The 14,040-nt window shown below is 56.5% G+C and carries 14 protein-coding genes and 1 tRNA gene; 6 read left to right on the top strand and 9 right to left on the bottom strand.

The features are described 5' to 3' along the window. Positions 1-620: 620 nt before the first annotated feature. Entirely contained in the window at positions 621-1,556 is a 936-nt protein-coding gene (locus tag ACTJKV_RS09785) for a PopZ family protein (protein WP_274103635.1), read from the bottom strand. Between the two features lie 197 nt (positions 1,557-1,753). Continuing rightward, positions 1,754-2,425, bottom strand: coding sequence for a protein-L-isoaspartate O-methyltransferase family protein (locus ACTJKV_RS09780; protein ID WP_082447213.1), 672 nt, complete (start codon positions 2,423-2,425; stop codon positions 1,754-1,756). Positions 2,426-2,668: 243 nt separating this feature from the next. Between ACTJKV_RS09780 and ACTJKV_RS09775 the strand changes: the two genes are divergently transcribed. Further along, positions 2,669-2,821 (top strand): DUF3309 family protein, encoded by a 153-nt coding sequence (locus ACTJKV_RS09775; protein WP_082447214.1) that lies wholly within the window; start codon positions 2,669-2,671, stop codon positions 2,819-2,821. Positions 2,822-2,965: 144 nt separating this feature from the next. Here ACTJKV_RS09775 and ACTJKV_RS09770 read toward each other — a convergent pair. Beyond that, a tRNA-Cys gene (locus ACTJKV_RS09770) sits at positions 2,966-3,039 on the bottom strand. A gap of 201 nt (positions 3,040-3,240) precedes the next feature. Between ACTJKV_RS09770 and ACTJKV_RS09765 the strand changes: the two genes are divergently transcribed. Both ACTJKV_RS09765 and ACTJKV_RS09760 read left to right on the top strand, forming a co-directional pair. Beyond that, positions 3,241-3,531, top strand: coding sequence for a hypothetical protein (locus ACTJKV_RS09765; RefSeq protein ID WP_274103637.1), 291 nt, complete (start codon positions 3,241-3,243; stop codon positions 3,529-3,531). Positions 3,532-3,603: 72 nt separating this feature from the next. Next, positions 3,604-3,849, top strand: a complete 246-nt coding sequence (locus ACTJKV_RS09760; protein WP_274103639.1) for a DUF982 domain-containing protein — start codon at positions 3,604-3,606, stop codon at positions 3,847-3,849. Positions 3,850-4,403: 554 nt separating this feature from the next. On the opposite strand, the gene wrbA is transcribed toward ACTJKV_RS09760, so the two are convergent. Beyond that, positions 4,404-5,003 carry an NAD(P)H:quinone oxidoreductase type IV gene (gene wrbA, locus ACTJKV_RS09755; protein ID WP_112519040.1) on the bottom strand — a complete coding sequence of 200 codons (600 nt, stop codon included), beginning with the start codon at positions 5,001-5,003 and terminating at the stop codon, positions 4,404-4,406. A gap of 245 nt (positions 5,004-5,248) precedes the next feature. Here wrbA and ACTJKV_RS09750 point away from each other — a divergent pair, with 245 nt between their 5' ends. Together ACTJKV_RS09750 and ACTJKV_RS09745 are read left to right on the top strand one after the other, a co-directional pair. After that, positions 5,249-6,022, top strand: a complete 774-nt coding sequence (locus ACTJKV_RS09750; protein WP_274103642.1) for a competence/damage-inducible protein A — start codon at positions 5,249-5,251, stop codon at positions 6,020-6,022. Positions 6,023-6,141: 119 nt separating this feature from the next. Then, the gene (locus ACTJKV_RS09745) at positions 6,142-6,987 is read left to right on the top strand and encodes a universal stress protein (RefSeq protein ID WP_274103644.1); all 846 of its coding nucleotides are present in this window, start codon (positions 6,142-6,144) and stop codon (positions 6,985-6,987) included. Positions 6,988-7,058: 71 nt separating this feature from the next. Here ACTJKV_RS09745 and ACTJKV_RS09740 read toward each other — a convergent pair whose 3' ends face one another. The 4 genes from ACTJKV_RS09740 to ACTJKV_RS09725 form a co-directional block, all read right to left on the bottom strand. Further along, a complete protein-coding gene (locus ACTJKV_RS09740; protein ID WP_274103646.1) occupies positions 7,059-7,832 on the bottom strand; it encodes an amino acid ABC transporter ATP-binding protein in 774 nt (257 codons plus the stop codon). 11 nt (positions 7,833-7,843) lie between these two features. Further along, complete coding sequence (locus ACTJKV_RS09735; RefSeq protein ID WP_062425472.1) at positions 7,844-9,001, bottom strand: amino acid ABC transporter permease; 1,158 nt, start codon at positions 8,999-9,001, stop codon at positions 7,844-7,846. Positions 9,002-9,006: 5 nt separating this feature from the next. Continuing rightward, positions 9,007-10,203, bottom strand: a complete 1,197-nt coding sequence (locus ACTJKV_RS09730) for an amino acid ABC transporter permease (protein ID WP_113260702.1) — start codon at positions 10,201-10,203, stop codon at positions 9,007-9,009. Between the two features lie 106 nt (positions 10,204-10,309). Then, positions 10,310-11,332 carry an amino acid ABC transporter substrate-binding protein gene (locus ACTJKV_RS09725; RefSeq protein ID WP_113227420.1) on the bottom strand — a complete coding sequence of 341 codons (1,023 nt, stop codon included), beginning with the start codon at positions 11,330-11,332 and terminating at the stop codon, positions 10,310-10,312. A 340-nt stretch (positions 11,333-11,672) separates the two neighbouring features. Here ACTJKV_RS09725 and ACTJKV_RS09720 point away from each other — a divergent pair, with 340 nt between their 5' ends. Continuing rightward, entirely contained in the window at positions 11,673-12,860 is a 1,188-nt protein-coding gene (locus tag ACTJKV_RS09720) for a cystathionine beta-lyase (protein WP_274103648.1), read from the top strand. Here ACTJKV_RS09720 and ACTJKV_RS09715 read toward each other — a convergent pair. Continuing rightward, a complete protein-coding gene (locus ACTJKV_RS09715) occupies positions 12,857-14,026 on the bottom strand; it encodes an FAD-dependent monooxygenase (protein WP_274103650.1) in 1,170 nt (389 codons plus the stop codon). The genes ACTJKV_RS09720 and ACTJKV_RS09715 overlap by 4 nt on opposite strands. Positions 14,027-14,040: the final 14 nt, after the last annotated feature.

Genomic DNA, 14,040 nt, shown 5'->3' with positions numbered 1-14,040 from the left:
AACGCCCTCGCCACCGCGGGGGCGTTTTCGTTTGGGTTTACACCGTCGATCTCGAGCGACGTGTCTTCACACGAGACTGAGCGGAACACCGCACAAGCAAAGCATTTGCAACAATTCAGGCAGAGTGAATGAATGGCTGAAGCGCTGTGCGTCCTACTGGGCGCACGGCGCTTGACCTTTTCGATCTACGCAGCGTGCTTTTTCGAAAATCGAGTCCGATTTTTAGGCCGATGCTGTGGTCAACACGTCATCATCTTGCGACTCGGAATTTGACCCAACTCTGAGGTCGATCCATATCGCGTCGTGGTTTTCCTCTTCGCCTTTCTGCGGAGTCGAGTACCAAGATCACTTATTGTCGTAACCGAAATAGACAGTCTCTGGAACTTTGCAGAAGGCACGGTTGAATAAGCTTCGCTGTACAGCCGTGATGACGCGCCCTGAAAAACGACGCTGCGGCAGATGGCGTTAAGTGTCCCCGCAAACGAAGCATGTAAAAGCAAAAGCCGCTGAGGAGATCATCTCCACAGCGGCTTTCTGTATCAACGAAAGGTCATCATGACCTCAAGGTGACCTCGTCTCGGCACGGTCAGGAGAAAGGTGCAGCCTTCCTCCAACGTGCATCAACGACGAGGACCACGCGCAACGCGCTCGATTTCTTCACGAACCATACGCTCGACGATCGTCGGCAGGTTGTCTTCCAGCCATTCCTGCAGCATTGGACGCAGCATGTCCTGAGCGACAGTCTCGATCGTCGGGTTACGCACGCCGTCAAATACTTCAGCGAGAGCGCCGAAGGACCGGGCGATCTGGGCGCCGGCCTCGGCGGACACCAGGTTCACCGGTAGATCGAGTTTGGGCTCGCTCTTCTGAACGGCAGGTTCGGCAGTAGGCTCCTGGCGAACGTCGACAGCGCGAGATACAGGCTTCTCTTCTTCCACCGCGCCGCGCAACTGCATCGTTTCCCAAACGGGGACAGGCTGTGGTGCTGGCGCAGGTGCCGCGGCTTGCGGCGGAGGATTGAACGTCGGCATTTCCCGGAGCGGCTGAGGTGCTGTGGCAGCCAACAACGGACGCACATCAGTAGGGCGGGCAGGCTGTGCCACCTGTGGGCGCTCAACCTCCAAAGAGGATTGCGTTGGCGCTGGTGCAGCGGTGGGCACCGGCGTCACGCCATGTCCCTGAGCCAGGCTGCCCTGGGGCCCAAGCGTTGCATTACGATCTGCGGCTGCGCGAACCCGTGCCGCCACATCGGCGAGCGACATAGACTTCTCGACGACAGGCTCTTCTCTTTCGACGACAGGCGCGAAATCGTTGAACTGGCGCGCGCCATAGCCCTGATTGGCAGCCGGAGGAACATGGGCCGGCGGGCTTGGGATCTCTGCTGAGATATCCTCGGCAAAATCCACATCCAGCTCCACCTCGCCAAGTTCGAACTCGGTAGCCGGCTGACCTGGAAATCCATTCGACGGCGCAGGTTCGTTGCTTTCGATGATCCTGCGGATCGATGCCAGAATCTCTTCCATGGATGGTTCACGCGCTACACTCGGCTGAGCCATTTTTATCCCCGATTTTCACATTCAAGACGGGCCGGAGCAGAATACGCATGCTCCGAATCATCTTGAGTGTAGGGCACGAGCGCTCAGAAGAGAATCCATGCGGGTGGATGATTTGCGCGATACACAGCTTTATTTACAAACAAAAATGGCCCGGCATTCACCGGGCCATCTGTTAACCATCTACTTTTGCAACCGATTTAGAAAACGAATTCCTTAGCCTTGGCAAAGCCCGGGAGTGGCTTCAGCGATGCATTGAAGAAGGTCGCCGCCGACACACCCTTGCCATCCCGGCGATAAACGCTGGCTTTGGCTGCATTACCATAACCCACGACGGCAATCAGACGACCACCATCGGCGAGTTGGTCGAGAAGCGCCTGCGGCACCTCCTCAACAGCGCCATTGATGAAGATCACATCGTATGGTGCCTGGGCGGCATGTCCCTGCTCCAGCGGGCCAGCAACCGTGACCACATTGACGTAACCCAGTGCGGCAAGCGTTTCGGTCGCCTTCGCAGACAGTTCCGGATCGCTTTCCAGCGAAACAACGGAGCCTGCGAGTTCCGAGAGGATTGCGGAGACGTAACCCGTCGCACCACCAACTTCCAGCACCAGGTCATCTTTGGTGACAGCCACGAGCTGCAGCATCTTGGCGATGGGCGAAGCCTTCAAGAGGTAACGCGCCGCAAGCCCATCCTTGGCAGGACAGATTTGCAGATCTTCGTCCATGTAAGCGACCTGCTTGACGTTGTCTGGAACGAAGGCCTCACGCGGTACGGAAAGAAACGCCTTGAGCACCGAATGGGACGTTACATCGGTCGTACGCACCTGGCCGTCCACCATTTTCGCGCGTGCGGTTTCAAAATCCATCATGTCGTGCTTGCCTCGAGTAAAAGCCTAGCAGACACAGCTGTGTCCGCATTTTGCTAATCGTCTTAATGGGCTCCGCCCGTGCTTTCAAGCACAAGCATGCATCAGTGGGCTAAAAAGAAACGCTCGCGCGCCTCGGCATATTCGGCCGCCAAAATTACATCCCCTGATACCGCGTTCGGGAACTTTTTTATCCGCCTAATCATTATTGCGTTACTAAGGCATCATCAACGGCTGGAGGCAAACATGCTCGGCACAATCCTCGTCATCCTTCTGATTCTGTTCCTCGTCGGAGCACTTCCAAATTGGGGCTACCACAACTACGGATGGGGGCCGTCGGGCGGCCTTGGTCTCGTGCTGGTCATCGTCCTGATCCTCGTTCTACTCGGACGAATTTGAACGAATAAACTACAGCCCTGCTGAGATTATTCGGTCCGGCGGGGCCTTTTTTGCGCAAATCAGCTGCGCAACGAGCCTATGCAAAAGCGCCAAAACGCATGCTGTGGCTGCAGGGGTTCGATATCTAATATGTGGAGGATTTTATGGAGGCCTCGCCCGGAATTGAACCGGGGTACAAGGATTTGCAGTCCTCTGCGTCACCACTCCGCCACGAGGCCTCATACGCTCTGTAACGTCGAGCGATGGCGGGGATTTAGAACGAATCCATTTTCCGCGCAATAGGTAAGTTTCAAAAACTCGGATAAGATATTCTGCTCACGTTTCCACATGCTCAGCGTTGTGGAACCTGTGCACCGGCCTAATGTTTATTCCGATCACCCATTGCGACGACATCGCGTCTGATCCAAAAGGAATGTATCATGAAAGCCAAGTCCCTTATCGCAGTTTCCGTTTTGGCTCTGGCGCTTGCAGGCTGTACGACGGGGATTTCGAATGCCAATCTCGAACCAATTTCAGGCAGCATTACATATAATGGCCAGCCGCGCACCAAGCTGACCAAATCCCCTGTTGGCAGCACCTTCACGCACAATTTCAGGCGCTGGAACGGCGATCGTGTGATCGAAACCTATCAGATCCAGCCGGATCGCTCGATCAAGATCATCGACCGTCGCATCATTCGCGACTGGCTGATGTTTGGGCGCGACGACTGATCCACACCGTTGAATGATGCACGCTCTCGGGTTAGAGGCATCTTTTGATCGAATGGAGCGGCGAACGCGAAGATGAATACGAAATGGAGCAAGCCGGTTCTTGTCGCGCTCGAAGAGCCGGGCAATTACACCAGCATTGAAACGACCCAGGCGGCGTCCTGGGCGATGATCGAAGACTGGCCTGTGGAAGAGGGTGACGCGCTCGATCACGCTCTGCTCGTCTTCGCCGCTGTCGGCGCTGGTAAGAAGAAGCCAGAGGATGCCAGGCGCGCCTTTATCGCGGCCGCACTCGAAGCGGGCCTCGACATCAAGGCGTAATGTCGCAAGTGCGCAGATACGGGTTATCGCGCGCTCTTCTGGTGTGTAGAAGATGTCGACCGGTTCATCCACAGCATGTCGCGCCAGTCGTCGGATCGATGCCGACGTACTTCAGCACGAGAACTTGAAGTCGATATGATGGATTATCAAACGCCTTGGAAAGTGCAAAAGACGATGAAGAAGCCCCTGCTCCTGCTTTTGATGACCTGCCTTGTGGTGGGTATCGTCGGCCATCTGATTATCGCCTTCGTCATTACCGGCTGACCGAAACACGGGATAAGAGATTTTCTTTACCGTCCATTAAGATTCGTATCGTTGTCGCGGAACTACGTTATGTTTTCCACGTTTTCCTGGTACGGAAATCTGGAGGGTAATGAGATGCGTGACGGCCTAAACAGTTTGCTCGAGATATCGCTTCTGGGATTTGTGGTTGTGACCTGCCTGATCATGGTCAACCCGCTGGTCTAAAGCTCGTAAACAATATCTCAGCTGCCTCTCACGGCAGTTATGAAAATGCGGCCTCACGGGCCGCATTTTCGTTTTGTCTATGAGGCTTAGGCCGAGAGCTTGGCTGCAAGCTTGGCGACATGCGCGCCTTGGAACTTTGCGCCTTCCAGCTCTACTGCCGAAGGCTGGCGCGAGCCATCACCATCCGTGATAGTAGATGCGCCGTAAGGCGAGCCGCCCTTGATTTCGTCCACGCCCATTTGACCCTGGAAGGCATAAGGCAGACCTGCCACGACCATGCCGTGGTGAAGGAAGGTCGGGATGAAGCCGAGGATGGTGGATTCCTGGCCGCCGTGCTGCGTCGCCGTGGAGGTGAAGGCCGAGCCCACCTTGCCAACCAGCTTGCCGCTGAACCACAGGCTACCGGTCTGATCCCAGAAGTTACGCATCTGCGAGGCAACGGTGCCGAAGCGTGTACCGGCGCCGACGATGATCGCGTCGTAGTCTGCAAGCTCTTCGACGGTCGCGATCGGTGCCTGCTGATCCAGCTTGAAGTGAGAGGACTTCGCGACCTCTTCCGGAACGAGTTCGGGAACGCGCTTCACGACGACGTCGGCGCCTGCAGACTTTGCACCTTCCGCAACGGCGTAAGCCATTGTTTCCACATGACCGTAGGACGAGTAATAGAGCACCAGAACTTTTGCCATCGTTGGTCTTTCCTCATTGTTTGTTGTTCAGCATCAGGATCGCGGACGATTTCTACGCCGCTGATGTAACAGGACGCTAACAGAGGAATGGGGCGAGAGCGAGAGGTGCGGAAAGGACGCACCGTTCTCGATTTGCGAACGACGGCAATACGTCGGTATACAGTCCTATTTTATGACCTTGCATATTGCATTCGCCGCTGGCGGGTTTAACGTCTGCGCACATCGTGTCGTGTGAGTATCCTTCCATGTCTTCTGCCTCTCCCTCCTCCCCGGTTACGGCCGCCATGCTCGCCATCGGCGATGAGCTCTTGTCGGGTCGCACCAAAGACAAGAATATCGGGCACCTTGCGGACGTCCTCACCATGTCTGGCATCGACCTGAAGGAAGTGCGGATCGTCGCCGATGATGAGCCAGCCATTGTCGAAGCTTTGAACGCTCTTCGTGCTCGCTATGATTACGTGTTCACCTCGGGCGGAATCGGCCCGACGCATGACGACATTACGGCCGATGCCGTGTCCGTCGCATTCAACCTACCCTGTGAGCATGATGCGGATGCCTTGCGGATTCTCGCAGACATGTATCGCGCTCGGGAGATGGAGTTTACCGAGGCGCGCAAACGCATGGCCCGCATGCCGCGCGGCGCAAAGCACATCGCCAATCCTGTCTCGGTCGCGCCAGGCTTCATCGTCGAGAATGTCTATGTCATGGCGGGCGTCCCGCAGGTTTTCCAAGCCATGCTCGACAATGTCGTGCCGACCCTCAAAACGGGCGCAAAGATGATGTCCCAGTCGGTGACATCGCAATTTGGGGAGGGTGACATCGGAACGCCCCTGAGCGAAATCCAGAGGGCTCACCCTCAGACCAGCATCGGTTCCTATCCGAAATATGACGGGCAGCGCTTCTCCACCGAGATCGTGGTCCGCGCACGCGATGCACACCTGTTGGAGGCAGCAGCAAGAGACGTGGCGGCGATGATTGAAAACATTGCGAACGCGAAGGCGTCCTCCACGTTTGCGTGAACTCCTTTGGGCGCAATACGTTTAATCCGTGCAGATTTCGTCTTGATAAGGATCAAGGCGACTAGCGAATGACAGGTTCATCTTGGACCTGTCATTGATGCGTCACAAGGAGAATGGCCATGGGCTACAGAACGATCCTCGCTGTTGTCGACACCGCTGAAAACACGCGTCATCTGGACGCGTTCGTGGCTCAGCTGGCGCAACAATTCTCTTCACATGTGATAGGGCTTCATATGGAAACGCTGGCGGCCGTTCCGCTTGTCGCGCCTATGGAAATCCCTGATCCTGCCACCGTGCAGGCGGTACAGGATGTGGCTCACAAGGAAACCGAAGAGTCCCAAAGAGTCTTTGCCGAAGGCATGACAGCGAACGGTATTTCCAGCGAATGGCGCAGCTTCGCCTCTTCCGTCGGTTACTCGGCCAAGTCTTCGCTTCAAAGCGCGCGCTGCGCCGATCTGATCGTCGCAAGACAGCATGCTTCGTTTGCCTTGTCGGATAGCCGCGCCGATATCGACAATTTTCTCTATGAGAGCGGTCGCCCCGTCCTTCTCATTCCGAACATTTTGACCGAGCCGAAACCTATCCGCCGGGTGCTGATCGCGTGGAATGGATCGCGGGAAGCAACACGCGCTACCTTTGACGCCCTGCCCTTCCTTAAGGCAGCAGAGAGCGTCGAAGTGTTCTCCGTCGACATGGAAGACAATGATTCGCAGACCGCAGCCTTGGCGGGTTCTGAGATCGCCGCAACGCTTGCACGCCACGGCATCAATGTGACGGTGACCTCGCACGAAAAAATTCAAGGTGTCGCGCCGCATACGGCGATTGAAAATCGACTGGCGGATACCAGCATCGATCTGCTGGTAATGGGTGCCTATGGTCATTCCCGCTGGTGGGAAATGCTGTTTGGCGGCGTGACCCGCACGCTCCTAGACTCGATGACGGCGATGACCTTGATGTCCCGCTGACGCGAAACATCCTCCAAAAAGAAACCCGCCGGGCGACCGGCGGGTTTTTTGTTTCTTTAGTCGCAAGAGGACTAGTGCAGGATCTGACTCAGGAAGAGCTTGGTGCGCTCATGCTGCGGATTGTCGAAGAACTCCTGCGGGGCGTTCTGTTCGACGATCTGGCCCTGGTCCATGAAGATCACGCGGTTGGCCACCTGGCGGGCAAAGCCCATTTCGTGGGTGACGCAGAGCATGGTCATGCCGTCTTCGGCAAGGCTCACCATGGTGTCGAGCACTTCCTTGACCATTTCCGGGTCAAGTGCCGATGTCGGCTCGTCGAAGAGCATGATTTTGGGCTTCATGCAGAGCGAGCGAGCAATCGCCACACGCTGCTGCTGGCCACCGGAAAGCTGGCCTGGATATTTATGCGCCTGCTCAGGGATCTTGACGCGCGTCAGATAGTGCATCGCGATCTCTTCGGCCTCCTTCTTGGGCATCTTGCGAACCCAGATCGGTGCCAGCGTGCAGTTCTCCAGAATGGTCAAATGCGGGAAGAGGTTGAAGTGCTGGAACACCATGCCGACTTCACGGCGTACTTCATCGATTTTCTTCAGGTCGTTGGTCAGCTCGATGCCATCGACGACGATGCTGCCCGACTGGTGCTCTTCCAGGCGATTGATACACCGGATCATCGTAGATTTGCCGGAACCGGATGGCCCGGCGATAACGATGCGCTCGCCCTTCATGACCTTGAGGTTGATATCGCGCAGCACGTGAAAATCGCCGTACCACTTGTTCATGCCAGTGATTTCGATCGCGACATCCGTCGCCGAAACTTCGAGCTTCTTTGCTTGGGTTTCTGCCATGAGATTTTCCCTTATTTTCTATGTCCGGTGTCGAGATGGCGCTCCATGAACAGGGAATAGCGCGACATGCCGAAGCAGAATATCCAGAATACGAACCCGGCAAACACATAACCCGTGACAGGTGTCACCGGTGTTGCCCAGTTCGCATCCGACTGGTTGAGGTTGACGATACCGAGGAGGTCGAACATGCCAATGATCGACACGAGCGACGTATCCTTGAAGAGACCGATAAAGGTGTTGACGATGCCGGGAATGACGAGCTTCAGCGCCTGCGGCAAAACGATCAGACGCGTCTTCTGCCAATAATTCAGGCCAAGCGAATCCGCACCTTCGTACTGCCCCTTCGGAATGGCCTGAAGGCCACCGCGAATAACTTCCGCCATATAAGCGGATGCAAACAGCGACACCCCGACCAGAGCACGCATGAACTTGTCGAAGGTCACGCCTTCGGGCAGGAACAGCGGCAGCATGATACTGGCGAAGAACAGGACGGTGATCAGAGGAATGCCACGAATGACCTCGATGAAGGTGACGCACAGTGTCTTGATCACGGGCATCGTTGAACGACGACCAAGCGCCAAGAGAATGCCAAGCGGCAGCGATACGGTGATCCCGAAGAAGGACAGGATGAGCGTGACCATCAGCCCGCCCCAGAGCTGCGTCTCCACCCGCGGCAGGCCGAAGTAACCGCCAACCAGCAGGAAGAAGGAGACGAAAGGCAGCACGAGGAAAAGCAACACGGCATTGGCCGTCTTGAAGGGTGCCTTCGGGATCAGCATCGGGATGAGCAGAATGACAAACATTGCTGCGACCAGAAGCGGACGCCACCGTTCATCAAACGGATAACGTCCAAACATGAACTGCTGGAACTTGGCGCCAACGAAGGCCCAGCAGGCTCCGGCTTGGCCATCCGGCAGAGTGCCGCCCTGCGCGACGGTGAGGCAAGCCAAGCGATCGGTACCGGTCCAGACGGCATCGACGAACAAAAACTGCACCAGAGGTGGAAGGATGTAGGCGAGCAGTGCGATGGACAGCACTGTCATCACGACGTCCTTCGGCGTGGCGAAGAGTTTCGTCTTGAGCCAATGCGCGACCCCGACCTGGCTGGATGGCGCCGGCTGAGCCGGCACCAATTCGCGGCGGATATAGGAAACGGAAGTACTTGTCATATCGCTTATCTCTCCACCAATGCCATCTTCGCGTTGAACCAGTTCATGAACAACGCCGTCGTGATGGACAGCGACAGATAGACGATCATCCAGATCGCCACGACTTCGACAGCCTGACCCGTCTGGTTGAGGATGGTCCCGCCAACGGCGACGAGATCCGAGAAGCCAACGGCAACAGCCAGCGACGAATTTTTCGTCAGATTGAGATATTGGCTGGTGAGCGGCGGAATGATGATGCGCATCGCCTGCGGAACGACGATTAGGCGCGTCGTGGTGCTGGAACGAAGGCCGAGTGCCTCGGCCGCTTCCGTCTGCCCCTTCGCAACGGCCTTGATGCCGCCACGGACGATTTCAGCGATGAAGGAGGCGGTGTAGAAGGAAAGCGCTAGGTAGAGCGACATGAATTCCGGTGCAATGACCGAGCCGCCAGCCAGATTGAACCGACCAAGAACCGGCACGTCAAAGGTCAACGGCGCGCCGAGCGCAAGAAAGGTCAGGAGCGGCAGGCCGATGATGATCGCAGTGCCGACGAGGCCCGTGCGGAAGGGCTGGCCGGTGCGCATCTGCCGGGCCTTTGCCCAGCGATAGACGAAGAAGGTGATGATGATACCGACGAGGAATGCCACCGGAACCATCCAGGTGCCCTCGCCCCAGACGAACTTGGGGTAAAAGAAACCGCGATTGTTCAAATAGGTATCGAGTGGCAGAGCAAGCGATTCACGTGCCTGCGGAAGGATAGTGATGACGCCTTTGTACCAGAAGAAGATGACGAGAAGCGGCGGCAGATTGCGGAAGATCTCCACATAGGCCTGAGCGAGCTTCGAGACCAGCCAGTTTTTGGACAGGCGTGCGATACCGACGAGGAAACCGATGATCGAGGCCGTGATAATGCCGAGAACTGCCACCTGCAAGGTGTTCAATATACCGACGATCAGTGCGCGACCAAACGTGTTGTCATTGTTGTAGTCGATCAGCGTCTGACCGATATCGAAACCGGCTCTCCCGTTCAGGAAGCCAAAGCCAGAGGCGATGTTGGCTCTCTGAAGATTCTGGATGGTGTTGTTGGTGATGAACCAGACGGCCAGCACCAGGATGATGAGCGTCACGGTCTGATAGAAGATAGACCGCATGCGCGGATCGTTGATCATGGACGTCGCGCCGGATGCGCCGGACGGTCCAGAACGGATCGTCTTGCCTGCCATAGGCACCTTTCCCTCTATATGCTCTTTTCGAGCTTATTTTATGAAGAAGAAGGAGGCAGAGATGAACATCCCCGCCTCCTGCACAAGCTTTTAGGCTTTAAAGCAATCAGCGAACCGGAGGCGCGTACTGCAGGCCGCCCTTGTTCCACAGAGAGTTGAGGCCGCGCTCGATCTTAAGCGGAGAGCCAGGACCGACGTTGCGGTCGAAGACTTCGCCGTAGTTGCCGACAGTCTTGATGATGTTGTAGGCCCACTCGTTGGTGACGCCGAGATCGGTACCGATCTTGGTGCCCTCTTCGGTGCCGAGAAGACGCTTGACGTCCGGGTTGGCAGAAGCCTTCTGCTCGTCAACGTTCTTGGAGGTGATGCCGAGCTCTTCAGCATTGATCATGGCGTAGTGAACCCAGCTGACAAGGTCGAACCACTGGTCGTCACCTTGACGAACGGCCGGTCCGAGAGGCTCCTTGGAGATGATTTCCGGGAGAACCATGTTTTCGTCAGGGTTCTTCATCTTCAGACGGATTGCGTAAAGGCCGGACTGGTCCGTGGTGTAGACGTCGCAACGACCGGAGTCATAAGCCGAGGTCGCGTCGGATTCCTTTTCAAACACAACCGGGTTGTACTGAAGGTTGTTGGTCTTGAAGTAGTCGGCGAGGTTGAGCTCGGTCGTCGTGCCCTGCTGAACGCAGACGGCAGCGCCGGAGAGCTCGAGAGCAGACTTCACGTTCAGGCTCTTCTTAACGATGAAGCCCTGGCCGTCGTAATAGTTGACGGTGCGGAAGTTGAAGCCGAGAGACGTATCGCGGCTAATCGTCCAGGTGGTATTACGTGTGAGAACGTCGACTTCGCCGGACTGAAGAGCCGGGAAACGATCCTTCGATGTCAGCGGAACGTACTTGGCCTTGGTCGGATCACCGAAGACAGCAGCAGCGATACCGCGGCAATAGTCAACGTCGATACCGGACCATTCGCCCTTGTCGTCGGGGTTCGAGAAACCCGGAATGCCAGAGCTGACGCCGCAGGTGACGAAGCCCTTTGCCTTAACATCCTGAAGAGTAGCGGCAGATGCAGCCGTTGCAGCTCCCAATACTGCTGCGCCAATAGCGGCTGACAGAAGTGCCTTTTTCATTTTTCCCAACCTTTGTCTCTTTTTTCTCGATTGGAGATGACCGACGCATGCCGTGCGCTCGCGACAGTCTCTCCGCTTCACCTCCCGGTGTGCGCCCCTATCACAATCACAATTGCCGCCATGGTCAAGACTTTCGCTGAGCAATTGTGTCTAAAAAACGGAATTTTCAAATTTTCGGCTTTTAAGTAAGCATATGACTATTTTTTGCGCTAAAATAGCTCAAAATCTGTTCATCCTGTCTGACAGATAGACTGGTTTTTCCCCTGCTCAGATAAGCGGCTTGACCGCAAGCGCAATTCTTCGGCATCTTCCCGCATCACATTAATGAGAGACTTCCAGCATGAAAAACAAGAACGAGATCCTAGGCGCCTCGGGAGTGAATACGCGCCTTGCCCATCTCGGTAACGAGCCGTTCGACTTTTTCGGCTTCGTCAATCCTCCGATCGCCCGTGGTTCGACCGTTCTTTTCCCGGATGCTGCAACATTGATGTCGGGTGACCAGCCATACACTTATGGCACTCATGGCACGCCGACGACGGACGTGCTCTGCAAGATGATCGACGAGCTGGAAGGCTCGGCTGGAACGATCCTCCTGTCGTCCGGCCTCGCTGCCGTGACCGTTCCATTTCTTGCTTATCTCTCTGCCGGAGACCACGCGCTAATCGTCGATTCGGTGTATTTTCCGACCCGCCGCTTCTGCAATACGATGCTCAAACAATATGGTGTCGAGGTCGAATATTATGATCCCGCGATCGGGGCCGGCATTGAGGCTTTGATCCGCCCGAATACGCGGCTGGTCCATCTGGAAGCGCCCGGCTCGAACACTTTCGAAATGCAGGACGTGAAGCTGATTTCGTCCATCGCGCATCGCTACGACTGCGTCGTTACCATGGATAATACCTGGGCGACGCCGCTCTATTTTCGCCCGCTCGATCATGGCGTCGACGTCTCCATCCATGCTGCGACGAAATATCCGGCAGGCCATTCCGACGTGCTGATGGGCTTCGTATCCGCCAATGAAAAGCACTGGAAGAAACTTTGGGACGCCAATACCAATCTCGGCATGTGCGTGACGTCCGACGATGCCTATCAGGTGCTGCGCGGGATGCGCACAATGGGAATCAGGCTGGAACACCACCAGAAAAGCGCGCTTGAGATCGCTCTATGGCTTGAAACGCGCGACGACGTCGCCAGCGTCCTGCACCCCGCCCTGCCCAGCTTCCCGACACACCATATCTGGAAACGCGATTTCAAGGGATCCAGCGGCGTATTCTCGTTTGTCCTGAAGGCCGATCCAGAAAAGTTCAAAGACAAGGCCCATACCTTCCTAGATGCCCTGTCCATTTTCGGGCTTGGTTTTTCATGGGGCGGCTATGAATCTCTGGCCGTCCTCGTCAATCTCGCCGATCGGACGGCAGCGGCTGGCCCGAGCGGAGGACCGGTTATCCGGCTTCAGATCGGACTTGAGGATGTCGCGGATATCAAGCGCGATCTGGAAGCAGGGTTTGCCGCAGCGGCGAAAGCCTAAAGCCCTTTTGCGCGGTAGCCATAGAGCCAGTCAAAGTCCGCAAGGAATTTTTCCGGCGGACGCAAAGACAGCAGAACATCGCGCCCGATCCGCAGAGGGCCTCGGGCGTGATAGGCAAAGCTATTCAGCTTTGCGCGTCTGCGCGCCTGCTCGACGCGTGGCATGCGATGCGCCTCAAAGCTCTCAAGCGATGAGCCCAGCGTATCTCCTTGCGCAACGAAAGTGGCCAGTTCAAAGGCATCCTCGATTGCCATTGCTGCTCCTTGAGCGGCAAAGGGCATCATCGCATGGGCTGCATCGCCGATGAGAACTGTGTCCCGCCCGTTTTGCCAGCGGCCAGGGCCAGCCTGGAAGAGCGGCCAGAATGTCGGCGTGGAGGGCCGCTCCAATGCGCTCGAAAAAGCCGGATTCCAACGGCGAAACTGCTGGATGAGAAACGCCTTCTGCTGACCTTGCGCTTCCGCCTTCCACGTGTCTCCGGGATTTGCGCCAACAGCAATTGCGACGATGTTGAAGCCGCCTGTTTCTGCCAGCGGATAGGCCACGACATGCGCGGATGGGCCGAGGAAGGCCGTCACAGCGTTACGATTGAGAAACTCAGGCGCGTCATCGCCAGACAGCGTGAAGCGCCAGGCGATGTTGCCCGAGAAGGTCGCGACGGGGCTATTCGGCACGGCGTAGCGCGTGCTCGACCAAACGCCATCAGCACCGATGAGCAGATCCGGCTCAGTGAAGACTGTCTTGGCAATCTCGGATTTGCTGGCGGTCTCCAGTCTTTTTCCAAGATGCAATCGGCACAGAGGATTGTTTTTGACGGTAGCAAGAAGTGCCTGCTGCAGGCTCGCTCGATGCAGCACGCCGTAGGGTGCGTGCCAACGGCTTCTTGCCACATTCTTCATCGGCAGAGAGACGAGCGTCTTGAGCGAAAGGCCGGACGCCAGATCGACCGTCTCGGGTTCGATCCACGTCTCTTCAATCAGCGGCAGGACATCGAGGGCAGAAAGGATATTAGCGGCATTGGGCGAGATTTGCAGCCCGGCGCCGACCTCTGCGAGTTCGGACGCCTGCTCGACGATGTCACTTGCAATGCCATGACGGGCAAAAGAAAGGGCTGCGGTGAGACCGGCTATACCGGCACCGACAATCGCCACGGATTTAATGGGCATGGAGAGCCCCGATA

This window comes from Agrobacterium sp. 22117 (genome assembly GCF_052045735.1).
Classification (GTDB): domain Bacteria; phylum Pseudomonadota; class Alphaproteobacteria; order Rhizobiales; family Rhizobiaceae; genus Agrobacterium; species Agrobacterium cavarae.
The sequence above is the reverse complement of the archived record's forward strand: the minus strand, read 5'-3'. Positions and strand labels throughout refer to the sequence as shown.